Below are 24,412 nucleotides of genomic sequence, written 5' to 3'. Positions count from 1 at the left end.
TGAAGCCTTCACTATGAATAGGAGACACCCGTGTCAGATGCCCAGCAGATCACCCTCATCGTCGATGGCGAAGAGACCAAGGTGACGGAGGGGACTACAGGCGCGGAACTCTTCTTCGAGCGCCGCGATGTTGTTGTAGCCCGTGTTGACGGTGTGCTCAAGGACCTTGACCAGCCCCTCGCGGACGGCGCCAGCGTCGAGGGCGTCACCATCGAGTCCCCTGATGGCCTCAATGTCCTCCGCCACTCCACCGCCCACGTCATGGCCCAGGCTGTGCAGCAGTTGCGCCCCGATGCCAAGCTCGGCATCGGCCCCTACATCACCGACGGTTTCTACTTCGACTTCGACGTCGCTGAACCGTTCACTCCGGAAGACCTGCGCCAGCTGGAAAAGATGATGCAAAAGATCATCAACCAGAACCAGAAGTTCGTCCGCCGCGTGGTCACCGAAGAAGAAGCCCGCCAGGCCATGGCCAACGAGCCCTACAAGCTTGAACTGCTCGGAAAAAAGAACGACGCCGGCGACTCCGCCGAAGGCGTCAACGTCGAGGTCGGCGCAGGCGACATCACCATTTACGACAACGTGGACCGCAAAAGCGGCGATACCGTCTGGTGCGATCTCTGCCGTGGTCCGCACCTTCCCAACACCAAGCTGATCTCGAACGCTTTCGCGCTGACCCGTTCCTCTTCCGCTTACTGGCTGGGAAACCAGAACAACCAGCAGCTCCAGCGTATTTACGGAACGGCCTGGCCCACCAAGGATGCGCTGAAGGCATACCAGGAACGTATTGCCGAGGCCGAGCGCCGCGACCACCGCAAGCTTGGCGTGGAACTGGATCTTTTCTCCTTCCCGGACGAACTCGGCTCCGGCCTGCCCGTTTTCCACCCGAAGGGCGGAATTATCCGCAAGGCCATGGAGGATTACTCGCGCCAGCGGCACGTGGAGTCCGGCTATGAGTTCGTCTACACCCCGCACATCACCAAGGGACACCTCTACGAAGTATCCGGTCACCTGGACTGGTACAAGGACGGCATGTTCCCGGCCATGCAGGTGGATGCCGAACTCAATGAGGATGGAACAGTCCGCAAACCGGCCCAGGACTACTACCTGAAGCCGATGAACTGCCCCATGCACAACCTGATCTTCCGTTCCCGCGGCCGGTCCTACCGCGAACTGCCGCTGCGGCTGTTCGAGTTCGGCTCCGTGTACCGGTACGAGAAATCCGGTGTCGTGCACGGCTTGACCCGCGTCCGTGGCATGACACAGGACGACGCCCACATCTACTGCACCCGCGAGCAGATGAAGGACGAACTCACCACCACCCTGAACTTCGTCCTGGGCCTCCTCAAGGACTACGGCCTTGACGACTTCTACCTGGAACTTTCCACCAAGAACGAGGAAAAGTTCGTTGGAGACGACGCCACCTGGGAAGAAGCAACCCGGACCCTTGCAGAGGTTGCCGAAGCCTCAGGTCTGGAACTGGTGCCGGATCCCGGGGGAGCAGCTTTCTACGGCCCCAAGATCTCCGTCCAGGCCAAGGACGCCTTGGGACGTACCTGGCAGATGTCCACCATCCAGTTGGACTTCAACCTCCCCGAGCGGTTCGAACTCGAGTACCAGGCCGCCGACGGTACCCGCCAGCGTCCCGTGATGATCCACCGGGCACTGTTCGGCTCGGTTGAACGCTTCATGGGCGTGCTCACGGAACACTACGCCGGCGCTTTCCCGGCGTGGCTGGCTCCGGTCCAGGTAGTAGGTATTCCCGTGGCCGAAGCTTTCAACGACTACATGTTCGACGTCGTTGACCAGTTGAAGGCTGCCGGCATCCGGGCAGAGGTTGATATCTCGTCGGATCGCTTCCCGAAGAAAATCCGTACGGCCAGCAAGGACAAAATTCCCTTTGTCCTCATCGCAGGTGGCGAGGACGCCGAGGCTGGCGCCGTGTCCTTCCGCTTCCGCGACGGCAGCCAGGACAACGGCGTGCCGGTGGCTGAGGCCGTCCGCAGGATTGTCGACGCCGTGAAGAACCGCGAGAGCTAACGGAACGGATGTAGATACGGTGCAGGAGAACACAGGCGCGGAAGCCGGGTACCCCGGCGACTCAAACGTAACCGACGAGTTTGGGCTCGCCGGCGTCCCGGACGCTTTCCAGCGCCTGTGGACTCCGCACCGCATGGCCTACATCAAGGGTGGGCAGGACCAGTTCAAGAACAAGGACGACTGCCCCTTCTGTGTTGGTCCAACGCGTTCGGATGAGGAATCGCTCATCGTCTACAGGGGCAGGACGTGCTACGTCGTGCTCAACCTTTTTCCCTATAATCCGGGGCACTTGCTGGTCTGCCCCTATCGTCACGTGCCTGACTACACGGACATCACTGTTGAAGAAACAGCGGAGTTCGCAGAGCTTACCCAGACGGCAATGCGTGTGCTGCGGAAGGTTTCCAACCCGAGCGGATTCAACCTGGGCATGAACCAGGGCGTGACCGGCGGGGCCGGCATTGCCGCGCACTTGCACCAGCACGTGGTTCCACGATGGGGCGGCGACGGGAACTTCTTCCCGATCATTGCCCAAACCAAGGCCATCACGCAGACTCTCGATGAGGTCCGCAAGCTCGTGGCCGAAGCCTGGCCAGGGTAGTCGAATGCTCAATAGGCATGCGCGCGGTTTCTTCACATCACTCTTCACCCCCTTCGCCCGTTGGCTCCTCAAGATGGGCGTATCGCCCGACGCCGTGACGATTGTCGGCACCGCAGGCGTCATTTTCGGCGGCCTGGTCCTCTATCCCCTGGGGCATCTGTGGTGGGGGTCGCTGATGATCGCAATCTTTGCCTTCTCCGACGTCGTGGACGGGATCATGGCGCGGCTTCACGGCAGGAGCGGTGGATGGGGCAACTTCCTGGATTCCAGCCTCGACCGGCTGGCCGACGGCGCGATCTTCGCCGGCATCACTATCTGGTTCTTCACTGGTGGCGGCGATCCCGCCATCGGATTCGCCGCGGTCATCTGCCTTGTGCTGGGAATGGTGGTTTCCTACGTCAGGGCCAAGGCCGAGTCGCTTGGGTACAGCGCCAGCGTGGGCATCGCCGAGCGGGCTGAAAGGTTGGCTTCGGTCCTCCTGGTCACCGGTTTGACGGGACTGGGTTTGCCGCAGGTGGTTCTCTTCGCCACCTTGGTCCTGCTTGCCATTGCGAGCGTCATCACCATCGTCCAGAGGATGGCCGCGGTTCACAGGCAAGCGCTGGCCGACACCAAGGGAACTGGCATCTGACCAGACCTTGCCTGCGGCTTTTGTGCAGCTGTCCTGTTGAAGCCCCATTAAGGCGATCCTGCCGGGTAATACAAGTACTGCGCGCCTGCGTGGTGCGACTAGTATTACTAGTACTTGGTCACCTTGACCTGAAAACCCGGTGTGCGCTGATTGCGGTCCTCTGCTGTGTGCTGCCGGTCAGAAGGTCGTTTATCTACCCATAGGGGTTTTTGTGTCTACACCAGATGTAAGCAACGAAGCCGGTTCGTCCGCGAACAGCGTCACGGGCAGCAACCGCGTTAAGCGGGGTATGGCTGAGATGCTCAAGGGCGGCGTCATCATGGATGTCGTTAACGTCGAGCAGGCCCGTATTGCCGAGGACGCCGGCGCCGTCGCCGTGATGGCCCTTGAGCGTGTTCCTGCCGATATCCGCGCCCAGGGCGGCGTGTCCCGTATGTCCGATCCGGACATGATCGATCAAATCATTGCCGCGGTGTCCATCCCCGTGATGGCCAAGGCCCGCATCGGCCACTTCGTCGAAGCGCAGGTCCTGCAGTCGTTGGGCGTGGATTACATTGACGAGTCCGAGGTCCTGACCCCGGCCGATTACATCAACCACATCGATAAGTGGAACTTCACCGTCCCGTTCGTGTGCGGTGCCACCAACCTGGGTGAGGCGCTGCGCCGGATCAACGAGGGTGCGGCGATGATCCGTTCCAAGGGCGAGGCCGGCACCGGCGATGTTTCCAACGCCACCGGTCACATGCGCAAGATCCGTGCCGAGATCGCGAAGCTCTCTTCCCTGCCCGAGGATGAACTGTACGTTGCGGCGAAGGAACTGCAGGCCCCGTACGAGCTGGTCAAGGAAGTTGCTGCCACGGGCAAGCTCCCGGTGGTGCTGTTCACCGCCGGTGGCATCGCGACCCCGGCTGATGCTGCGATGATGATGCAGCTCGGCGCTGACGGCGTGTTCGTCGGTTCCGGTATCTTCAAGTCCGGCAACCCGGCCCAGCGCGCCGCCGCCGTCGTCAAGGCAACCACGTTCCACGATGACCCGGACGTGATCGCGAAGGTCTCCCGCGGCCTCGGCGAGGCGATGGTCGGCATCAACGTCGACGAAATCCCCGAACCCCACCGCCTGGCCGAACGCGGCTGGTAAAGCACCCCGACGACGCCGGCTGGCCACCTTAACGGTGACCAGCCGACGTCGTTGTTTTAAGCCTCCTCCAGGCCGCGGCGTTTCAGCAGCGGTTCCAGGTGCGCGTCGCGTCCACGGAAAATCCGGAAGGACTCGAGGGGGTCGCGGCTGTTGCCTCGGGAGAGCAGTTTCTGACGGAAGTGGTCACCGTTTGCCCGTGTCAGCCCGCCGTTGTCCTTGAACCATTCGACGGTGTCCGCGTCCAGGACTTCACTCCAGATGTAGGAGTAGTACCCCGCTGCATATCCTGCGCCCGCGAAAATGTGCTGGAAGTAGCCGCTGCGGTAGCGGGGCGGGATCAGCGGATGGGCGATCCCGGAGTCCACGAGGGACCGGCTTTCGAAATCCATGATGTCTTCGGGGATTTCTTCTGCCCCCAAAGCGTGCCACGCCATGTCCAACAGCGCGGCGCCGAGGTATTCCGTGGTCGCAAAACCCTCACCCCAGAGGAGCGATGCCTCGAGTTTCTCCACTGTTTCCCCGGGCAGTGGCTGGTCCGTGACATGATGCCGGGCATAGTTTGCCAGCACTTCCGGCCACGTGAGCCACATCTCATTGACCTGGGAAGGGTACTCGACGAAGTCCCGCGGTACTGATGTCCCGGAGAACCGTGGGAAGGCCACGTCGGAGAACAAGCCGTGCAGCGCGTGCCCGAACTCGTGGAACACTGTGCGGACCTCGTCCAGGGTCAGCAGCGCAGGTTCGCCGGGCGCCGGTTTGCTGACGTTGAGGTTATTGATGACTACCGCCCGGGTTCCCAAAAGGTGGGACTGGTCCACGAGGGAGTTCATCCACGCTCCGCCACGCTTGGTCTCCCTGCTGAAATAGTCGCCCAGGAAGAGACCGAGGCTGCTGCCGTCCCCGTCCCGGACTTCCCACACCCGGACGTCGGGGTGGTAGCCCTGAAGGTCGGACCGTTCGTGGAACGTAACCCCGTAGAGCTGCGTGGCGGCATGAAAAACCCCGTTCACAAGTACCGATTCCAGGGCGAAGTAGGGGCGCAGGGCTTGCTCGTCCACCTGGAACTTTTCCTTGCGTACCCGGGCCGAATAGTAGGCCCAATCCCAAGGTTCCAGGCTGTGCCCGGCTTCTTCGGCCAAGGCCCGGGCTTCGGCGTGTGCGTTCCGCATCGCCGCAGGGGCGAGCTTGGTGAGCATGCCTTGTACTGCTGCCAAGTCCGGGGCGGTCTGCCGGTCCACCATCAACTCCGCGAAGTTGGGGAATCCCAGGAGGCTTGCTTTCTCTGCCCTGAGGCGGACGGTGCGCGCAATGAGGTCCCGCACATCCAGGGGCCCGGCTTCGATTCCACGGGAAACGGAAGCCTCGTAAAGCCGGCGCCGGACCTCACGATCCTCAAGCGAAGCCAGCACAGGTTGGTTGCTGGGCTGGATGAGGCCGAGCAGGTACTTGCCGTCCGCTCCTGCCTCCCTCGCGGCCTCGGCGGCAGTTGCGATGTCTTCGGTGGAAAGGCCCGCCAAACCGGCAGGGTCCTCGACCAGGACGGCGGCCGCTTTCATTCCTTCTTTGACGCGCTGCCCATAGTCAGTGCCCAGCCTGGAGAGTTCGGCGTTGATGGCACGGAGCCGGTCCTGGCTGGATTGGTCCAGCTGGATGCCGGACTGCCTGAACTCTTTCAGGTACTCCTCCACCAAGCGCGCGGAGGCGGCATCCAGCGAAGAAGTGTCGATAGCGAGGAACCGTTCGTAGAGGCCGCTGTTCAAGTAGATGGCATCCTGGTGTTCAGCCAGCTTGGGGGACACATCAGTCTCGATCTCCCGGATTTTCTCGGAGGCATCGGCCGAGACCAGCGTAAAGAAGGCCGCGGCAGCGCGTGCCAGGAGCTGTCCTGAGCGTTCCATGGCAGCGGCAGTGTTTTCGAAGGTCGGGGGTTCGGAGTTGCCCGTAATCGCCGTGATTTCCTGCAGCTGCGCAGCGAGCCCGGCGTCGATCGCTTCTGCATAGTGTTCGGGGGAGATGTCCGCGAAGGGTGGAAGCCCGAAGGGCAGCTCGCTGGGAGACAGCAGGGGATTGGTCATGAAGTGACTCTTTCACTTAACAAGCACGTCCTCAAGGGTGGCACGCACCCTTCTTCGCGGGGCGCGCCCATAGGATTGGCCCTATGGGGAACATCACCTTTTTCCGGGTCCGCTCACTGGCGAAGCCGGCGGCCGTGCTGGCGATTGCCGCCGCCTTGTTGCTGTCGCTGAACTCCTGCGGCGTGCTCGCCGAAGAGCCCGATCAATCAAGCAGTACTGCGGCAGCGCCGGAGACGGTCACGCCCACTCCGACGCCCACCCCGACCCCGACCCCCGGCAAAGGGCCGGCGTGCCCAACGCTTCGCTGCACGTCCGTCACGGTCACCGGAGACATGCTGGTTCACACCCAGCTCTGGCAACAGGCGCGCGCTGATGCGGCCGCGGCAGGACAGCCCGGCTACAACTTCGTCCCGCTCCTGGAGGGCCAGCGCCGCTACATCAGTGCCAGCGACCTTGCGATCTGCCATCAGGAAACTCCGGTGGCCACCTCTGAGGGTCCGTTCTCCGCTTACCCGTCGTTCAACGTGCCGCCGCAGATCATCGCGGCCTCGAAAGACGTGGGATACCAAGCCTGCACAACAGCAAGCAACCACACCATCGACCGCGGAACCGAAGGTCTCTTGCGGACCTTGGATGCCCTGGATGCGGCCGGCCTGAAGCACACAGGCTCCTACCGTACCGAGGCGGCCTCAAAAGAAATCCTGCTGCTCAAGACCCCTGCAGCCACCGTGGCCGTCATCGAAGGCACCTATGGCCACAACGGCCAGATCCCCGAGTATCCGTGGCTGGTCGACGAGCTTGACCCGGCCGTGATGATTGCCAAGGCCAAACAGGCGCGCGCCTCGGGAGCGGATATTGTGCTGGGCGTCATGCACGCAGGAGACGAATACGCCAATGAGCCGAACGCGCAGCAGCAGGAGACTGCCCATGCGCTGGTGGACAGCGGGCAGTTCACCATGATCTACGGCCACCACACCCATTCCGTGCTGCCGATCGAGAATTACAAGGGCACCTGGATTGTCTATGGCCTGGGCAACGGCGTCACCGAGTTGTCACCGTGGTACGTGGTCAACAATGAAGGACTGCTGGTACGCGCCCAGTTCAGCCAGAACGAGGCCGGTCAGTGGACCGCATCCGATCTTGCCTGGGCGCCCTCGGTGATCGTCCGCGACCCCTACCGCTGGTGCTCCGTGGCCAGTGACGCGCCCCAAGGTGTCTGTGCGTCGCCGGCTGCCGACGCCGAAACCCGCCTACGTACCCGGACGGTAGTCGAGTCCATGGGTGCAGCGGCCGCGGGAGCCCGCGAGCTGCTGGTCACCCAGGAGAAGTAGCGCCTTACCGCGGGCGGCGGGCAGCGTGTTCGCGGGCGAGGCGGGCGTATCCGTCGTCGGGCTTTCCCGGAACAAACTCACCGAACTTGCGTTCCGCGGCGGTCTTGATCAGGAAGTCGGCGATGGCAGGGTTCTTGGGCAGCAGCGAGCCGTGGAGGTAGCTGGCCACCACGTTCCGGTAGCGCGCCCCCTCGTGGCCGTCCTTGCTGTTGTTGCCGGCGCCTTTGGTCACCGTGCCAAGAGGTTCGACGCCGGGTCCCAGGGTGGTCTGCCCGCTGTGGTTCTCGTACCCAAGGATTTCGCCGAATTCGGGGGACTTCAGGGTCACGTTGCCGATCAGGCGTTCATCGGTGCCCTGGGTCTCGACGTCAAGGATGCCGATTCCCGGAATGACGGGACCGGCGCTGGTCTTGAAGAATTTGCCGAACAACTGGTACAGGCCGCAGATAACCAGCATGGGCGCGCCGTCCTCGGCCACGGCGCGCAATTGTGCGGCCCGGGCCTGAAGATCCTCCTGGATGACTACCTGGCCGCTGTCCTGGCCGCCTCCGCCCACAATAAGGTCCACGTCGTCGGGGAACTCGTCGCCGACGTTGTATTCAAGGAGTTCCGGGGTATAGCCGTGCCACTTGATTCTTTGTTGGAGAACCAGTGCGTTGCCCCAGTCCCCGTAGATGTTCATGTCCTTCGGATAGAGCTGGAGGACCCGAAGGGTTCCTTTTGATTCCGATGTCATGAGACCACCTCAACAATGGTGATTTTGGCCAGTTCGCGGCGGATGGCGAGCATGGCCGTGTAGGTGCAGAAGATCCTCTTGGGTTTGCCGCGGGATCCGTCAATGAACTTGCGCAGCGCAGCCGTGATGTCAGTTTCGACGGCGCCGAAGGGCACCTCGTCGTACTGGAGGCGAAGCGCCATGTCGTAGGCGCGGACGCCCGTGAGGACTTCCACGCCGTCTTCGCGCAGCGATTCGAATTCAACGTCCCACAGCCACGACATATCCCTGCCGTCCGCGTAGTTGTCGTTGATGGCGATCATGGTTGCGTACCCGCCCGCCGGGAATGACTTAAGGCCCAGCCGGAATCCGCTGGGGTTCTTCACCAGCACCAGTTCCAGCGGCTGGCCGTCAACCGTGAGGCTCTCACCGCGGCCGAAGGCCGGCGCTACTTCACCCAGGGCCTTGACCAGCTTGGGGGTGTCCACAGCGCCGGTTCCCAGGATTGCGCGGGCCAGCGACAACGCTGCAGCAGCATTGAAGATGTTATAGACGCCACGGAGCTTCATGGGGGTGGTCACCGTTTCGCCGTCGAACTCAAAGTCGGCGTCGCGGGCACCTACGCGGCGCAGTACGACGTCGGCCTCCGGTGCCGCAGGCAGCTCGCCTGCGGGGGTGGTGCCGGGGGAAGCGGTTCCGGTAGCCGTGCGCATTTCGTCGTCGTTGGGGAAAGTACTCCGCAGCGACTCATCGAGGCCGAAGTAGCGGACCGCGGCATGGTGGACGGACCCGAGTCCCTGCACGCTGCCGGCAATCCGGGCTACCCGCGGATCTTCCCGGTTCAACACCACGGTGTCCGTGGTCTTCATGGCGATGTGTTCCAGGAGGCGGGCGGTCTTGTCGATTTCGCCGAACCTGTCCAGTTGGTCACGCAGCACATTCAGCAGCAGGCTGAAGCGCGGCGAGACCTTGTTGACGAAGTGCACGGCGTGCGCCTCATCCAGTTCCAGCACCGCCACGTCGGCGTCGAGTTTTCCGCGCCAGTCCACATCCCCCAATAGGGACGCAGCCACGCCGCGGGTGAAGTTGCTGCCGCTGCGGTTGGTGAACACCTTCAGGCCTTGGCTTTCGAGCAGTTCCACCACCATTTTGGTTGTGGTTGTCTTGCCGTTCGTCCCACTGACAACGGCCACCCCATGGGGCAGGGAAGCCAGGGTCCGTTCCATGAAGCCGGGGTCGATTTTTTCCACTACGAGGCCGGGAAATGCCGAGCCTCCGCCGCGGAGCCGGGACAGGCCGCGGACCAGCTTGCCGAGGGGGACGCTGAAGGAAAACATGCTCTGTAATATATCCCAGTTGCGGCATGGAGCCTTGTCCCGTTGCCGCCCGTGGGGTCTGCGGACACTATGATGGTCCAATGACCAAAACCCTTTCCGACGCTTCGTCGCGCGTTGGTGCCGGACTCCGGATCGGCGTGCTGGCGCTCCAAGGCGACTTCCGCGAGCACATCCACGCGGTGGAAGCTGCAGGCGCCACCGGTGTCGGGATCCGCAGGGCCGGGGAACTCGATGACATTGACGGCCTGATCATCCCTGGCGGCGAGTCAACGGCAATCGACAAGCTCGCCAGGATATTCGACGTAGCTGATCCCTTGCGCCAACGGATCGCCGACGGACTTCCCGTCTACGGTTCGTGTGCAGGCATGATCCTGCTCGCCAACGACATCGCGGACCCCGCCACAGACTTGGCCGGAAACCCCCAGCAGACCTTCGGTGGGCTTGACATCACGGTCCGCCGCAACGCCTTTGGGCGCCAACGGGAATCATTTGAAACGGACCTGGACTTCAAGGGCCTTGATTTCAGTGCCGGCGAGTCCGGCGTGGACCCGGTGCACGCGGTATTCATCCGCGGACCGTGGGTGGAACGGGTTGGTCCGGACGTTGAGATCCTGGCGCAGGTGGATCCCGACCACGCCAGCCACACGGCCACCCTGCACGGGATGGCTAGAATTGTTGCAGTGCGCTCCGGCCGTTTGCTGGCCACTTCCTTCCATCCGGAGGTAACAGGGGAGAAGCGCGTGCATGAACTCTTTATTCGAATGATCAGAGGAGAAGCGTAAAGCATGTCAGGCCACTCCAAATGGGCGACCACCAAGCACAAGAAAGCCGTCATTGACGCCCGCCGTGCAAAGTCGTTCGCCAAACTGATCAAGAACATCGAAGTTGCCGCCCGCATGGGTGGTCCGGACCTCGCCGGCAACCCTGGCCTGGAACTGGCAGTCACCAAGGCCAAGAAGACCTCGGTGCCCAACGACAACATCGACCGCGCCATCAAGCGCGGCGCCGGCCTCACCGGTGAAGTGGTGGACTACACCGAGATCATGTACGAAGCCCGCGGTCCGCAGGGTTCGGCGTTGCTCATCGAATGTTTGACGGACAACAAGAACCGTGCAGCCTCCGAGGTCCGGTTGGCGATTTCGCGCAACGGCGGCACCATTGCCGATCCCGGATCCGTGAGCTACCTGTTCACCCGCAAGGGTGTCGTGGTCCTGCCCAAGAATGGATTGTCCGAGGACGACATCCTTATGGCCGTCCTCGACGCCGGCGCCGAAGAGGTCAAGGACAGCGGCGACAACTGGGAAATCCACTCCGAGCCTTCGGACCTTCAGGCCATCCGCGATGCCCTGAAGGAAGCCGGAATCGAGTACGAGTCGGATGAGGCAGAGTTTGTGCCGTCCATGCAGGTGGACCTCGATGTCGATGGTGCCAAGAAGTTCATGAAGTTGGTGGACGCGTTGGAAGACCTGGACGATGTCCAGAACGTCTACAGCAACGCCGACTTCAGCGACGAGGTCCAAGCAGCCCTCGACGCCGACTAACAGCCGTTCACGCCGGCAGCCTCACATCCGCTGAGGCGTTACATTCACTGAGAAAGGCCCGGATTTGACTCTTCGCGTATTGGGAGTCGATCCGGGCCTTACCCGTTGCGGGATCGGCGTCGTGGATATCGAACGGAACCGCCGCGCAACCATGGTGGCTGTCGGCGTCGTCGGTACCTCGGCGGAACTCACCCTGGACAGGCGCCTGCTGGTCATCGCCCAGGCAATCGATGAGTGGCTGGACCTTCATCAACCCGATGTGGTGGCCGTGGAGCGCGTCTTCTCCCAAATGAACGTCAGTACCGTCATGGGCGTGGCGCAGGCGTCGGGAGTGGTGATTGCGGCTGCCGCCCGGCGGGACATACCGGTGGCACTGCACACGCCATCCGAAGTCAAGGCGGCGGTCACGGGCAGCGGAAGTGCCAACAAGGACGCCGTCACCAAGCTGGTCACCAAGATCCTTCGCCTGGACGCCCCGCCCAAGCCGGCCGATGCCGCCGACGCCCTCGCCTTGGCGCTCACCCACGCCTGGCGGGCGGGAAACGGGACGGGAGCTCCCGGTGCAAAGGGCAGCTCTGCCCTGACGCCCGCCCAGAAAGCATGGGCAGAAGCTGAAGCGAAGGCGCGGCGCGCGCGCTGAATGCCGGCTGCGCTTGCTAGGGTATTCGTAGATATGTTCGGATAGTTACAGGAGCCCGGTCTTGATCAGTTTTCTTCGTGGCACGGTTGCCCACGTCGGGTTGTCGACGGCAGTGATCGACCTCAACGGTGCAGGCATGAGCGTCTACGCCACACCACAGACGCTGAGCCACCTGAAGCCCGGCGATGAAGCCAAGCTCTTTACGTCCATGATCGTCCGTGAGGATTCGCTGACGCTGTTTGGCTTTGCCGATGACGACGAACGTGAGGTCTTCGATGTCCTTCTCAGCGTCAGCGGAGTAGGGCCGCGGCTGGCGTTGGCCGTCCTTGCCGTCCATGAGCCGGAGGCCATCCGCGTGGCCGCGCACACCGGAGACGGCAAGGCGTTCACCAAGGTGCCGGGCATCGGGCCGAAGGTCGCTGGCCGGATCGTCCTGGAGTTGGCAGGCAAGCTGGTTCCCCATGGCACAGGCACCGCCAGCGCCCCTGCCGCACAGGTAACCGCTGAGTGGAAGCCACAGGTAGTTGCGGCCATGACCAGCCTGGGATGGTCGGAAAAAGACGCTACGGGCAGCATCGACAAAGCCATGGCCGACTCACCCGAGCTCGTGGACTCGGGCAACGTCGCCCAGATCCTTCGCGCGACCCTTCGCTGGCTGGGCCAGGACGGGGCCCGTGCGGGCAACCGCGTAGGCAGCCGTGGCTGAGCAATCCCTGGTCGCCGGGGGCGAGGAACCGGAAGAGCGTGTCATCGAGGCCGCCCTCCGGCCCAAAAACCTTCACGACTTCGTGGGCCAGCACAGGGTCCGGAAGCAGCTTTCGCTGGTCCTGGAAGCCTCACGCATGCGTGATCGGAGCGCCGACCACGTTCTTTTGTCAGGGCCTCCGGGACTCGGCAAGACCACCCTTGCCATGATCATCGCTGCCGAGATGAATGCCCCCCTGCGAATCAGCAGTGGCCCGGCCATCCAGCACGCCGGGGATTTGGCTGCCATCCTCTCCTCCTTGTCGGAGGGCGAAGTCCTGTTCCTGGACGAAATCCACCGCATGTCCCGGCCCGCCGAAGAAATGCTGTACATGGCCATGGAAGACTTCCGCGTGGACATCGTGGTGGGCAAGGGCGCCGGAGCCACCGCCATTCCACTGGAGCTCCCGCCGTTCACCTTGGTTGGTGCCACAACCCGTGCCGGGCTCCTTCCCGGGCCCCTGAGGGACCGCTTCGGCTTCACGGGCCACTTGGAGTTCTATTCGGTCGAAGAACTTGAACTCGTCCTCCGCCGTTCCGCAGGCCTGTTGGACCTGAAGGTCAATTCGGCCGGCTTTACGGAGATTGCGGGCCGTTCACGCGGCACGCCGCGTATCGCCAACCGCTTGCTTCGCCGTGTCCGCGACTGGGCCCTGGTACACGGCATCGAGCAGATCGACGCGCGGTCAGCCGCCGCAGCCCTGGATATGTACGAGGTAGACGCCCGCGGGCTCGACCGCCTGGACCGCGCTGTCCTGGAGGCCCTGATCACCAAGTTCAACGGTGGCCCGGTGGGTCTTTCCACGCTGGCCATCGCCGTCGGCGAAGAGCCGGAGACAGTGGAGACCGTGGCAGAGCCGTACCTGGTCCGTGAAGGCCTGATGGGACGCACGCCGCGGGGCCGCATCGCCATGGCGTCAGCCTGGACCCACCTGGGGTATGCCGTCCCTGCCGGGGTGTTTGGCCAGGAAGCCTTTCCCTTGTTCGAAGAGGATGAAAACCACGCTGAGAGCGTAGACAGCATCGGTTAACACGCTGCACCCGGAATTTCCCACTAGACTGGTATGACGCTCGGCACAGGACGCTGCCGTGAACGCAAACGTAAGTACAGAACGGAACTTCCCTGTGGATCCAATGACCATATTGCTCTTCGTCATGCTGGGACTCTTTGTCTTCATGATGTTCCGCCGCAACAAGAAGACCCAGCAGCAGCAGGCTGAAATGCAGTCGAAGTTTGCTCCGGGCGTTGACGTCATGACCAGCTTTGGCCTGTTCGGCCGCATTGTCTCCATCGACGAGGCCGAGAACAAGGTAGTTTTGGAGCTTTCCCCGGGCAACGAAGCCACGGTGCACCGCCAGGCAGTAACCAAGGTCATCGACCAGCCGGCAGAGGAAACCCCGGTTGTTCCGGATGATGCGTCCTCGCTCACCGTAACCGGCACGGAGGCCCCGGCTGCTCCGGAGACTCCCGAGGAAACCATTGCGCGCCTCAACAAAGAGGACAAGAAGGACAACTAGCACTGTCAGCCGCGGTACCACCGCGCAAGATAACTTCTACGGCAGCGGAGAGCCGCCGGCGGACGCCCACCGGCGTCGGCCGGCGGCTGTCCGGCGATAACAGGAAGATCGATAATGGCACGGACCGGCCCTAGGAATTCAGCGCGCAGAGTGCTGACTTGGCTTGGAGCAATATTCGTCGTACTAACCGCAGTTCTGGCCGGGGGTGTCATCACCGGCAACGCCACGTGGGCTCCCAAGCTTGCGCTGGACCTTGAGGGCGGAACCCAGATGATCCTGGCGCCACGCGTCGAGGGCTCCAGCGAGATCAACGAAGAACAGCTCAACCAGGCCGTGGCGATCATTCGCCAGCGCGTTGATGGTTCCGGCGTAGCAGAAGCCGAGATCAGCACGCAGTCCGGCCGCAACGTCGTGGTCAGCCTTCCGGGAACACCGTCGAAGGAAACCCGCGACCTCATCCAGGCTTCGGCGGATATGAACTTCCGCCCCGTAATTGCCGCGGCTGACCCGGCGGCAATTCCTGCCGAGTCCCGCACTCCGGATGACCAGCTGAACAAGCCCACGGCCGAGCCGACGAATGCCAGCGACACCAACTGGATCACCCCGGAAGTCCAAAAGGAATTCGAGGCTCTGGATTGCGTCAATCCGGCTGCGGAGAAGCGCGAGCGTTCAGACCCGGCCAAGCCGTTGGTAACCTGCGAACCCGCTACGGACAAGACCCCCGCCATCAAGTACATCCTTGGTCCCGTAGAGGTCAAGGGCCAGGACATTGCCGATTCTTCCTTCTCCCAGGTCCAGGGAGCCCAGGGTTCCGTCACCAACTCCTGGGGCGTCAACATCGAGTTCAACGGTGACGCTACGGAGAAGTTCAAGAAGGTTACCGAACGGCTCAACCAGTTCTACAACGCCTCCCTGGCGCAGGGCGGCAACGATCCCAAGGCACAGTTCGCCATTGTCCTGGACGACCAGGTCATTTCCGCCCCCCGGGCACTGGCGGTCATCACTGACGGCAAGCCGCAGATCACGGGCAACTTCACGCAAGCATCCGCCAAGGCACTTTCCGAGCAGCTCCGCTACGGCGCGCTTCCGATCTCCTTTGAGATCCAGTCACAGGAACAGATTTCCGCCACCCTGGGTGGCGACCAGCTGCGCCTGGGTCTCCTGGCCGGCATCATCGGCCTCGTCCTCGTGGTGGTCTACTCGCTCTTCCAGTACCGCGCCCTCGGGTTCGTCACCATCGCTTCACTCCTTGTCGCCGGCGCGCTGACCTATCTCGCGATCGCCATCCTTGGCTGGACCGAAAACTACCGCCTGTCGCTGGCCGGTGTCGCGGGCCTCATCGTGGCCATTGGCCAGACTGCGGACTCCTTCATCGTGTACTTCGAACGTATCCGTGACGAGCTGCGCGAAGGCAGGGGCCTGGTGTCCGCCGTCGAGAACGGCTGGAAGCGCGCCAAGCGCACCGTTCTGGCCTCCAAGGCAGTCAACCTCCTTGCAGCCGTGGTGCTGTACTTCGTCGCCGTCGGGAACGTCCGTGGCTTTGCCTTCACGCTGGGCCTGACCGCTGTGGCCGACCTCATCGTCGTGTTCATGTTCACCCACCCCATGCTGCAGGTCCTGGCCCGCACCAAGTTCTTCGGAGAAGGCCACCGCTTCTCCGGACTGTCTCCTGACCGCCTTGGAGCGGTGCCGTTGTACCGGGGTGCCGGCCGGATCCGGACAGCCGAGGAGAAGCCCGCCAACGTCAGGCCCCGCAACGCCGGTGCCGTGGCGGAAGCCGAACGGCGCATGACCATCGCCGAACGACGCCTTGCCGAGAAGGGGCAGCTCACCGGCTCGTCCAACGGCAACAAGTCATCCAACGCCACCAGCGAGGAGAAGTAATGACTACCAGCTTCGCGACCTTCGGCTATGAGCTCTACACGGGCAAGCGGTCCTACAATTTTGTGGACTCGAAGAAGATCTGGTTCATCATCGCTGCCGTGGCAGTGGCGTTGTCCATCCTCATCCCGGTGCTCAAGGGCGGCTTCAACCTGGGCATCGAGTTCCGCGGCGGTTCTGAGTTCACCGTGTCCAATGTGTCCACCACGGATGCCGGACTCGGAGAGAAAGCGGTCCACGACGTCGTTCCCGGTGCCGTGCCGCGCGTTGCCAACGTTGCCGGCAACACCATGCGAATCCAGACGGACCAGTTGACCGATGATGAGACCAACCGCATCAAGGAAGGCCTCACCAGCGCCTACGGGGTCACCGACAACGAAGTGACATCCAACTTCGTCGGCCCCACGTGGGGCCAGGACGTGACCCGGCAGGCATTGATCGGCCTGGTGGTGTTCGTCGGCCTGGCTGCTGTCCTCATGGCGCTGTACTTCAGGACGTGGAAGATGTCCCTGTCCGCCCTGGTGGGCATGCTGGTGACGATGTTCGTCACGGCGGGTGTGTACGCCCTGAGTGATTTTGAAGTAACCCCGTCGGCCATCATTGGCTTCCTGACGGTCCTTAGCTATTCGCTGTACGACACCGTGGTGGTCTTCGACAAGATCCGGGAGAACACCTCGGACATTTCCACTTCCACCCGCCGGACGTTCGGCGAAGAGGTGAACCTCGCGGTCAACCAGACCTTGGTGCGCTCGATCAACACCATGATGGTTGCTGTCCTCCCCGTGGCAGCGATCCTCTTCATTGGTGCCGGACTCCTGGGGGCCGGAACCCTCCGCGACCTGTCCCTGGCGCTGTTCGTCGGGATCCTCATCGGTACCGCAGCCACCATCTTCATTGCCGCTCCGCTGTACGCCTGGCTCCGCCAGGGCGAACCGGAACTCGTGAAGCAGGCGAAGAAGGTGGCCCACCGGAGGGCTGAAGCCGCTGCCTGACGAAGGCGCCTGAACAACGGAAAGAGCCGGCCCCTGCCAGGATGCAGGGGCCGGCTCTTTGACTTGCCGCTGTTCGCGTCATGTGCGTCGCGGTTGCGGAAGCATTCGTTGGCGGGAATAGACTGGAAGAATTAAATCGGTCGTGAGGGGTACTTCTGTGGAAGAGCGTGCGACGTCGGCACCACCGGCGGGCGGAGAAGACGGTCACAGCGGTGTGGCGGTTCCAGCAACAAGCGTGGCTGGGCGGTCTGCTGCTGTGCCGGTTGACGCCCCGGGGGCGCGTCCAACCTTCCCCGGACGGCGGGAAAGGACCCGTTCGCGGCTTGCCCGGCTTACCGGACGTGGGGTAGCTCCGTATTCGCCCATCCTGGAGCCGCTCCTCCGCACTGTCAGGGCCAACAACCCCAAAGAGGATTTCGACCTCATCCAGCGCGCCTTCGCAGTGGCCGAGCAGAGCCACCAGGGGCAGAAGCGCAAGAGCGGCGACCCCTACATCACCCATCCCGTCGCCGTCGCCACGATCCTGGCCGAACTGGGCATGACCGGCACCACCTTGGCTGCGGCGCTGCTCCACGACACCGTGGAGGATACGCCGTACACGCTGGCAGACCTGACCCGTGACTTCGGGCCCGAAGTGGCCATGCTCGTGGACGGGGTGACCAAGCTGGACAAGGTCAGCTTCGGTGAGGCTGCCCAGTCCGAGACCGTCCGCAAAATGGTCGTGGCCATGGCAAAGGACATCCGGGTCCTCATGATCAAGCTCGCGGACCGTCTGCATAACGCCAGGACGTGGCGTTTCGTCTCTGCGGAATCTTCCTCCCGCAAGGCTCGGGAGACCCTGGAAATCTTTGCCCCGCTGGCGCACCGCCTTGGCATGAACACCATCAAGTGGGAGCTCGAGGATCTCTCCTTTGCAGCCCTGTATCCCAAGGTGTACGAGGAAATCGTCCGGATGGTGGGGGACAGGACCCCCGAGCGGGAGAAGAGCCTCAGCGTCATCCGCAACCAGATCGCCGACGATCTTCGGACGGCGCGCATCAAGGCCACCATTACCGGCCGTCCCAAGCACTACTACTCGATCTACCAAAAGATGATCGTCCGGGATAAGGACTTCGACGACATCAACGACCTCATGGGCGTGCGCGTGCTGGTTGATTCGGTCCGCGACTGTTACGCCGCGCTGGGCACACTGCATTCGCGGTGGAACCCCTTGCCCGGGCGTTTCAAGGACTACATCGCCATGCCGAAGTTCAACATGTACCAGTCCCTGCACACCACCGTGATCGGTCCGGGCGGCAAACCGGTGGAGATCCAGATCCGTACGCATGAGATGCATCGCAGGGCCGAATACGGTGTGGCCGCGCACTGGAAGTACAAGGATCAGCCCAACCGTACCGCTGTCGGCCCCGGCAGCCCCCGGGACGGAGACATGGGCTGGCTGAGGTCGCTGGTGGACTGGCAGCAGGAAACATCGGATCCGGGCGAGTTCCTGGACTCTTTGCGGTACGAGATCAACGCCCGTGAGGTGTTCGTCTTTACCCCCAAGGGTGAAGTCATGGCTTTGCCCGCAGGCTCTACTCCCGTTGACTTCGCCTATGCCGTGCACACGGAAGTGGGCCACAGGACCATTGGTGCCCGCGTTAACGGCAAGCTCGTTCCGCTTAACAGCGAACTGAACCACGGCGACTGGGTCGAAATCTTCACCTCCAAGGCCGAAGGTGCAGGTCCCAGCCAGGACTGGCAGCACTTCGTCAAATCGGCCCGTGCCCGCAACAAAATCCGCCAGTGGTTCACCAAGGAACGCCGCGAGGAAGCAATTGACCGCGGCAAGGACATGCTGACGCGGGCCATGCGGAAGCAAAACCTTCCCTTGCAGCGGCTCATGACCCACGACGCGCTGTCTGCTGTGGCCGAGGAGTTCCACTACGTCGATATCTCCGGGCTCTACGCGGGCGTGGGCGACGGACACACGTCCGCCCAGTCGGTCATGGAGAAACTCGTCGAGCACCTGGGCGGCCAAGAGACGCCGGACGAGGACCTTGACGAGGTCAGCATCCCCACCCAGGTGGCCAAGTCCAAGTTCTCCGATTCAGGTGTGATCGTGCGTGGGGTCGGGGATGTCTGGGTGAAACTCGCCCGGTGTTGCACTCCGGTGCCGCCGGATCCGATCCTTGGCTTCGTGACGCGTGGTTCGGGAGTCTCTGTCCACCGGACGGACTGCACCAACGTTTCCGGGCTCCGGGACCAGCCGGACAGGATCGTCGAGGTCGAGTGGGCGCCGACGCAGTCGAGCGTGTTCCTCGTGGAGATCCAGGTCGAGGCATTGGACCGGAAGTCGCTCCTCTCCGACGTCACCCGTGTACTTTCGGAAAACCACGTAAACATCCTGGCTGCTTCGGTGCATACGTCCAGCGACAGGGTAGCCATCTCGAAGTTTGCCTTCGAGATGGGGGATCCGAAGTATCTCCACCATGTCCTAAGCGCTGTTCGTCGCATTGACGGTGTGTTCGACGTGTACAGAACTACCGGCAACCGTCGCCGCACCTAGCGTTCAGCCAGCGCGGCGAGTGTCGTCAAGGCCCGTTTCTTGTGGGGAACGCGCGGTGCGGCCTCGACGGCCAGTGTGAGTAACCGCAGGCGAACGCCCAGGTCCGGACGTGCCAGCAGCGAGAACAAGGCCGGCAGTGCCCGTTCTTCCTCGATATGCAGTGCGATGTCCGCTGCCGTCCGCAAGGGACTGCTGACGAGCATGCCGCCGAGGCTCACGACGTCCATTTGGCCCAGCCTGACTTCGTGGAGGCTGCAGTCCCGGGCGCCGCGGAGACTTGAGATACGGTGCTTCGCGTCGACCAGGAGTGACAGCCGCTCCGGAGGAGCCGCGCAACCGTAGATCCAGGCTGCTGTCAGGCGCCCCGCCACGACCTTGGTGCGCATCCTGGCGGGAACTGTGAGGGCCGCCGCACGTGCGCGCAGCCTCGGGGTTGTTGCCACTCCAGGGGCTGCGTAACTCTTTCCGTAGAGCGGGCGCAGGATCCCGTCCAGTGCCATGCTTTGAAGCTCCGGCCACGTGAATATCCGGCTGGGGGAGTACAACTCTTGGAGGGCGGGCTCCTGCAGGTGCGCGGCGGGATCGAAGGAGTGCATGCTCTGATCATTTCCCGCAGCCCTTAAATGCGCACAGGCCCCGGTTCGGTTATGTGGATAACCAAACCGGGGCCTGCAGCCACGCGGTAAGTCTGCCTACGCGAGGTCGCTCGCGGACCGCTGGATCTGGTCCAGCCAGGACTGACGGGCGTCAAGGGCTTCCCGCGCTTCCTTGATGCGACGCTGGTCTCCGGCTATTTCTGCCTTTTCCAGATCATCCTTCAGGTTGGCGATGGCCGACTCCAGTTGGCTCAGGGCGCTGTTGGTGCGCGCCTTCGTTTCAGGATTGCTGCGGCGCCACTTTTCCTCTTCGGCTTCACGCACGGCATCTTCAACCTTGCGGAGTCCGGCTTCGATGCGGCCCATGTCGGCGCGCGGAACCTTGCCGGCCTCCTCCCAACGGTCACGGATGGACTGGAGCGCCTTCTTGGCCAGGTTGAGGTCATTGATGGGAAGGAGGGCCTGGGCCTCGGCAACCAGCTGTTCCTTGACGGCGAGGTTGGCGGTGTACTCCTGGTCGATTTGCTCGTTGGCGGCCTGCCGGTTGCTGAAGAAGACATCCTGCGCAGCGCGGAAACGGCCCCAGAGAGCGTCGTCGTCCTTACGGCTGGCCCGAGGCGTCGCCTTCCACTGGTCCATGAGCCGGCGGTACTCGCCTGCGGCATAGCCCCAGTCAGTTGAGGAAGACAGCGCTTCGGCCTCGGCAATCAAGGCCTCCTTCGCGGCCTTGGCAGCGGAGTTGTTGCTGTCCAGCTGGGAGAAGTAGGCCCGACGGTGACGGTCGAAGACCGTGCGCGCGGAACGGAACCGCTTCCAGAGCGCATCCTCATTGCTACGGCCGAGCCGGACGCCGCTCTTTTGTGCGGTCTTCCACGACTCGAACAACTCGTTCATGCGTGCGCTGGAGGTCTTCCACTGGATCTGGGCCGGATCCTGCCCCGCAATCGCTTCGGCCTCTGCAACAATCGCCTCGCGTGCAGCGAGCTCGTTGGCCCGCACTGCCTCGTGGGCGGCCTTCTCAGACTGTTCGAGTTCAGCGATCTGCGCTGAGAGGGTGTCCAAACGGGCCTCGGCGGAGCGGATGTCACCCACCATGTTGCGTTCGGCCAGCTGCTCACGCAGGTGCGCGACGGTTTTCTGCATGTCCGTGGCCGGGGCCTTTGATGCCACCCGGTGTTCCAGCAGGACTACCTGGGCAATGACGTCGTCGAACTTCCTGGCGAAGTAGCCCAAGGCCTCGTCGGGGCTGACGCCCGGGTACTGGCCCACGGGAATTTCCTCGCCGTCCAGCGTCAGGAAGACGTGGCCGTCCCCTTCCGCGCGCCCCCATTTGGCCGCTTCAGCCAAGGACGCCGCGGAAACCGCAGGAGCGGCGGGCACGACGGCGGCGGGCGCCTTGGGGCGGGCAGCGAAAGCCGCGGGGGACGGGGCCGGACGGGGCGCAGCAGGCTGTTCAGCTGCCGGGGAAGGTTCGACGGCGGGTGCCGCCTCCGGGGCGGCGGTTTCGCCGGCCTTTGGCTCGGCAGCCTCGACGGCTTCCTGGTTGCTTACTGCTGCTGTTTCGTCGGATTTCTGACTGTCTGTCACCGCTAAAAGTCTTTCGCTTGGAGGGACTGCTCAGGTAATGCACCCTAGGCGGGGCCTGGAGTTGGTTACTTCAGTGAAAACGAGTCTATCGTGACAGGTGCCACAGGGGCGCCGTCGTTGTTGGTGGCGTCTGCCTTCAGCCCCGCCGCGGCGATCTTGGACACGACATCCAGGCCACTGGTGACCTGGCCGACCACCGTGTAGCCCCCGGCCGAGTCTGCCGGGATGGTTGTGTCCTTGTAGACGATGAAGAACTGGTGCCCGTTCCCGTAGGCGTTGTTGCCGGTCCGGGCTACAGCAATGGTTCCGGCAGGATACGTGTTGTTTGACGGGGTGTTTTCCAGCGGACCCCATCTGTAGTTTGCGTCGTCCGCTCCGTCTTCCGACTTGGCGCCGCATTGCAGCAGGCCGAAGGTTTCGGAGGTTGTCAGCCGGTGGCAGAAGGTGCCGTCGTAGTAGCCCGAGTCGCTCAGGGATTTGATGACGGCCGCGGCCTGCGGGGCGGTTGTTCCGTCAATCCGGACACCAAGTACGCCGCCGTTCAGGGCAAGCTCGCCTGTGAAGGTCTTGCCCGCAGCAGTGTCCGCAGCCGGAACGTCGGCGCTGTTGGATGCCTGCGGTGACGCGGACGGCGAACTCAGCCCGGCCTGGGCCGCGGCGTACTCTGCCTCGGTGGGGTTGGAACTGAAGACCGTTAATTGGAGCACCGCCGCCAGGACCAAAGCCGAGGCTCCGGCGCCCACCGCCACGATGTTGTCCCGCCTGCGCCTTTTGGTCTGTTGCTGCCGCAGGGCACGCTTGGCCTCCATTTGCCGGATGCGTCGCCGGGCTTCGCGGTCGTCCCGCGATCTTGTTGCCAAGAGTCCTCCTGATGGTGTCCACGTCAACGGCAGTCATGCACCCGGGCGTGCTGCATTAGAACTGCGCGCGGGGAGAGCATAAACTGGCTGCCGCACATAGTTTATGCATGACCGTCCGGACTCCTGCCCAATAAACGCTGAATGCATCTTAATTGCAGTGGCGCGGGCTTCCCGCGGTCAGCCTTCTTCGAGGAGACTCTTCCACCATGGCACGTACCGCCTCCCTGTCCGGATTCCCCGAGTGGCTTCCCCAGGAACGGTTGGTGGAGTTGCATGTGCTCGATACGCTGCGCAAGACCTTCGAACTGCACGGGTTCTCCTCCATTGAGACCCGTGCGGTGGAGACGGTGGGGCAGCTGCTGCGCAAGGGAGAGATCGACAAGGAAGTCTACGGCCTGAGCCGCCTGCAGGACGACGACGAAGAGACTGCAAAAACAGGCAAGACTGATCCGAACGCCTTGGCGCTGCACTTTGACCTGACCGTTCCCTTTGCGCGCTACGTGGTGGAGAACGCCGGCTACCTGGCGTTCCCGTTCCGCCGTTACCAGATCCAAAAAGTCTGGCGGGGGGAACGGCCGCAGGAAGGCCGTGCCCGTGAGTTCACCCAGGCCGACATCGACGTCGTGGGAGACGGCGAGCTGCCGTTCCGTTACGACGTCGAAATCGCACTGGTGATCGCAGAGGCGCTGAGCGCCCTGCCCATCCCGGATTTCCGGCTGCGGATCAACAACCGGAAGCTGGCCGAAGGTTTCTACCGCGGCATCGGATTGACGGATACTGCCGGTGTCCTGCGAAGCATCGACAAGCTCGAGAAAATCGGGGCCGGGAAGGTGGCCGGGTTGCTCAAGAGCGAGCTCGGCGCCACGGACGAACAAGCCGGCCTCGCCCTGCAACTCGCCACCATCCGGGCCGAGGACACCTCGTTCGTCGAGCAGGTACGCGCATTGGGCGTCAAGGATGAGCTGCTCGATGAGGGCCTCAATGAGCTGGAGCAAGTGATCGAAGCGGCGATTCAGCGCGCTCCCGGGAAGGTCGCGGCGGACCTCAGCATTGCCCGCGGGCTGGATTACTACACCGGGACAGTAGTGGAGACGGTCCTTGTAGGACACGAGCAGCTGGGGTCCATCTGTTCGGGCGGCCGGTACGATGCCCTCGCCAGCAAAGGCAACCGGAAGTTCCCCGGCGTCGGACTCTCCATTGGTGTTACCCGCCTCGTCTCCCGGATCCTGAGCCAGGAGCTGGCCACGGCCTCGCGATCGGTGCCCACGGCAGTCCTGGTGGCTCTGAACCACGATGACAGCTGGTCCGCTGCCCAGGATGTGGCAGCCCAGCTGCGCAGCCGCGGCATCGCCACCGAGGTGGCTGCCAAGGCAGAGAAATTCGGAAAGCAAATCAAGTTTGCCGACCGCCGCGGCATTCCCTTTGTGTGGTTCACCGACGACGACGGCAAGCACCAAGTCAAGGACATCCGTTCGGGCGAGCAGGTGGACGCGGACCCTGCGACCTGGACGCCGTCGGAAGAAGATTTGTACGTTCGGGTGGTTACCGCCTGATTTCCCTCTGACGTCCCTCAGGGAGCAGCGCTGCCGGGGGCGGGTAAACTCGGACGGGATTGTCTTTGCGGACATCCATCAAAAATT

Annotated in this window: 21 protein-coding genes; 15 read left to right on the top strand and 6 right to left on the bottom strand. The window is 63.1% G+C overall.

The window, feature by feature from the left end:
• The first annotated feature begins 30 nt into the window (after nt 1–30).
• The 4 genes from thrS to pdxS all read left to right on the top strand — a co-directional run bounded on the left by thrS (nt 31) and on the right by pdxS (nt 4,407).
• Complete coding sequence (thrS, locus tag AUR_RS01970; protein WP_021470639.1) at nt 31–2,040, top strand: threonine--tRNA ligase; 2,010 nt, start codon at nt 31–33, stop codon at nt 2,038–2,040.
• Nucleotides 2,041–2,059: 19 nt separating this feature from the next.
• On the top strand, nt 2,060–2,638 hold the full coding sequence (locus AUR_RS01965; RefSeq protein ID WP_062096942.1) for an HIT family protein: 579 nt from the start codon (nt 2,060–2,062) through the stop codon (nt 2,636–2,638).
• 4 nt (nt 2,639–2,642) lie between these two features.
• Nucleotides 2,643–3,269: a phosphatidylinositol phosphate synthase gene (pgsA, locus tag AUR_RS01960; protein ID WP_021470637.1), complete on the top strand. Its 627-nt coding sequence runs from the start codon at nt 2,643–2,645 to the stop codon at nt 3,267–3,269.
• Nucleotides 3,270–3,480: 211 nt separating this feature from the next.
• The gene (gene pdxS / locus AUR_RS01955; RefSeq protein ID WP_031215979.1) at nt 3,481–4,407 is read left to right on the top strand and encodes a pyridoxal 5'-phosphate synthase lyase subunit PdxS; all 927 of its coding nucleotides are present in this window, start codon (nt 3,481–3,483) and stop codon (nt 4,405–4,407) included.
• A 56-nt stretch (nt 4,408–4,463) separates the two neighbouring features.
• Here pdxS and AUR_RS01950 read toward each other — a convergent pair whose 3' ends face one another.
• A complete protein-coding gene (locus AUR_RS01950; protein ID WP_021470635.1) occupies nt 4,464–6,482 on the bottom strand; it encodes a M3 family metallopeptidase in 2,019 nt (672 codons plus the stop codon).
• 83 nt (nt 6,483–6,565) lie between these two features.
• Between AUR_RS01950 and AUR_RS01945 the strand changes: the two genes are divergently transcribed.
• A complete protein-coding gene (locus tag AUR_RS01945) occupies nt 6,566–7,813 on the top strand; it encodes a CapA family protein (protein WP_062096941.1) in 1,248 nt (415 codons plus the stop codon).
• A gap of 4 nt (nt 7,814–7,817) precedes the next feature.
• Here the strand turns inward: AUR_RS01945 and AUR_RS01940 are convergent, their stop codons facing one another.
• Together AUR_RS01940 and AUR_RS01935 are read right to left on the bottom strand one after the other, a co-directional pair.
• Nucleotides 7,818–8,549 carry a type 1 glutamine amidotransferase gene (locus AUR_RS01940; RefSeq protein ID WP_062096940.1) on the bottom strand — a complete coding sequence of 244 codons (732 nt, stop codon included), beginning with the start codon at nt 8,547–8,549 and terminating at the stop codon, nt 7,818–7,820.
• Nucleotides 8,546–9,865, bottom strand: coding sequence for a Mur ligase family protein (locus AUR_RS01935; protein ID WP_062096939.1), 1,320 nt, complete (start codon nt 9,863–9,865; stop codon nt 8,546–8,548). Before AUR_RS01935 ends, AUR_RS01940 begins: the two co-directional genes overlap by 4 nt.
• 80 nt (nt 9,866–9,945) lie before the next feature.
• On the opposite strand from AUR_RS01935, the gene pdxT reads away from it, so the two are divergent.
• From pdxT to AUR_RS01890, 9 genes are all read left to right on the top strand, one after another.
• Nucleotides 9,946–10,647 (top strand): pyridoxal 5'-phosphate synthase glutaminase subunit PdxT, encoded by a 702-nt coding sequence (gene pdxT / locus AUR_RS01930; RefSeq protein ID WP_021470631.1) that lies wholly within the window; start codon nt 9,946–9,948, stop codon nt 10,645–10,647.
• Between the two features lie 3 nt (nt 10,648–10,650).
• Complete coding sequence (locus AUR_RS01925; protein WP_021470630.1) at nt 10,651–11,406, top strand: YebC/PmpR family DNA-binding transcriptional regulator; 756 nt, start codon at nt 10,651–10,653, stop codon at nt 11,404–11,406.
• Between the two features lie 64 nt (nt 11,407–11,470).
• Complete coding sequence (gene ruvC, locus AUR_RS01920; protein ID WP_031215978.1) at nt 11,471–12,046, top strand: crossover junction endodeoxyribonuclease RuvC; 576 nt, start codon at nt 11,471–11,473, stop codon at nt 12,044–12,046.
• A 61-nt stretch (nt 12,047–12,107) separates the two neighbouring features.
• Nucleotides 12,108–12,752, top strand: a complete 645-nt coding sequence (ruvA, locus tag AUR_RS01915) for a Holliday junction branch migration protein RuvA (protein ID WP_021470628.1) — start codon at nt 12,108–12,110, stop codon at nt 12,750–12,752.
• Entirely contained in the window at nt 12,745–13,821 is a 1,077-nt protein-coding gene (ruvB, locus tag AUR_RS01910; protein ID WP_021470627.1) for a Holliday junction branch migration DNA helicase RuvB, read from the top strand. The genes ruvA and ruvB overlap by 8 nt, the downstream gene beginning before the upstream one ends.
• Nucleotides 13,822–13,924: 103 nt before the next feature.
• On the top strand, nt 13,925–14,308 hold the full coding sequence (yajC, locus tag AUR_RS01905; RefSeq protein ID WP_021470626.1) for a preprotein translocase subunit YajC: 384 nt from the start codon (nt 13,925–13,927) through the stop codon (nt 14,306–14,308).
• A 114-nt stretch (nt 14,309–14,422) separates the two neighbouring features.
• Nucleotides 14,423–16,192 carry a protein translocase subunit SecD gene (gene secD, locus AUR_RS01900; RefSeq protein ID WP_031215977.1) on the top strand — a complete coding sequence of 590 codons (1,770 nt, stop codon included), beginning with the start codon at nt 14,423–14,425 and terminating at the stop codon, nt 16,190–16,192.
• Nucleotides 16,192–17,181 (top strand): protein translocase subunit SecF, encoded by a 990-nt coding sequence (gene secF / locus AUR_RS01895; RefSeq protein ID WP_021470624.1) that lies wholly within the window; start codon nt 16,192–16,194, stop codon nt 17,179–17,181. The genes secD and secF overlap by 1 nt, the downstream gene beginning before the upstream one ends.
• Before the next feature lie 157 nt (nt 17,182–17,338).
• The gene (locus tag AUR_RS01890) at nt 17,339–19,729 is read left to right on the top strand and encodes a RelA/SpoT family protein (RefSeq protein ID WP_031215976.1); all 2,391 of its coding nucleotides are present in this window, start codon (nt 17,339–17,341) and stop codon (nt 19,727–19,729) included.
• Here the strand turns inward: AUR_RS01890 and AUR_RS01885 are convergent.
• The 3 genes from AUR_RS01885 to AUR_RS01875 form a co-directional block, all read right to left on the bottom strand.
• Nucleotides 19,726–20,325, bottom strand: coding sequence for a hypothetical protein (locus AUR_RS01885; RefSeq protein ID WP_062096937.1), 600 nt, complete (start codon nt 20,323–20,325; stop codon nt 19,726–19,728). The two genes, AUR_RS01890 and AUR_RS01885, sit on opposite strands and share 4 nt — an antisense overlap.
• Before the next feature lie 96 nt (nt 20,326–20,421).
• The gene (locus AUR_RS01880) at nt 20,422–21,912 is read right to left on the bottom strand and encodes a DUF349 domain-containing protein (protein ID WP_062096936.1); all 1,491 of its coding nucleotides are present in this window, start codon (nt 21,910–21,912) and stop codon (nt 20,422–20,424) included.
• Nucleotides 21,913–21,977: 65 nt separating this feature from the next.
• Nucleotides 21,978–22,772, bottom strand: a complete 795-nt coding sequence (locus AUR_RS01875; protein ID WP_021470620.1) for a peptidylprolyl isomerase — start codon at nt 22,770–22,772, stop codon at nt 21,978–21,980.
• 206 nt (nt 22,773–22,978) lie between these two features.
• Between AUR_RS01875 and hisS the strand changes: the two genes are divergently transcribed.
• Nucleotides 22,979–24,325: a histidine--tRNA ligase gene (hisS, locus tag AUR_RS01870; protein ID WP_062096935.1), complete on the top strand. Its 1,347-nt coding sequence runs from the start codon at nt 22,979–22,981 to the stop codon at nt 24,323–24,325.
• Nucleotides 24,326–24,412 lie beyond the last annotated feature (87 nt).

It is taken from the genome of Paenarthrobacter ureafaciens (assembly GCF_004028095.1).
Lineage (GTDB): Bacteria > Actinomycetota > Actinomycetes > Actinomycetales > Micrococcaceae > Arthrobacter > Arthrobacter ureafaciens.
This window is presented reverse-complemented; position numbering and strand designations above follow the sequence as displayed.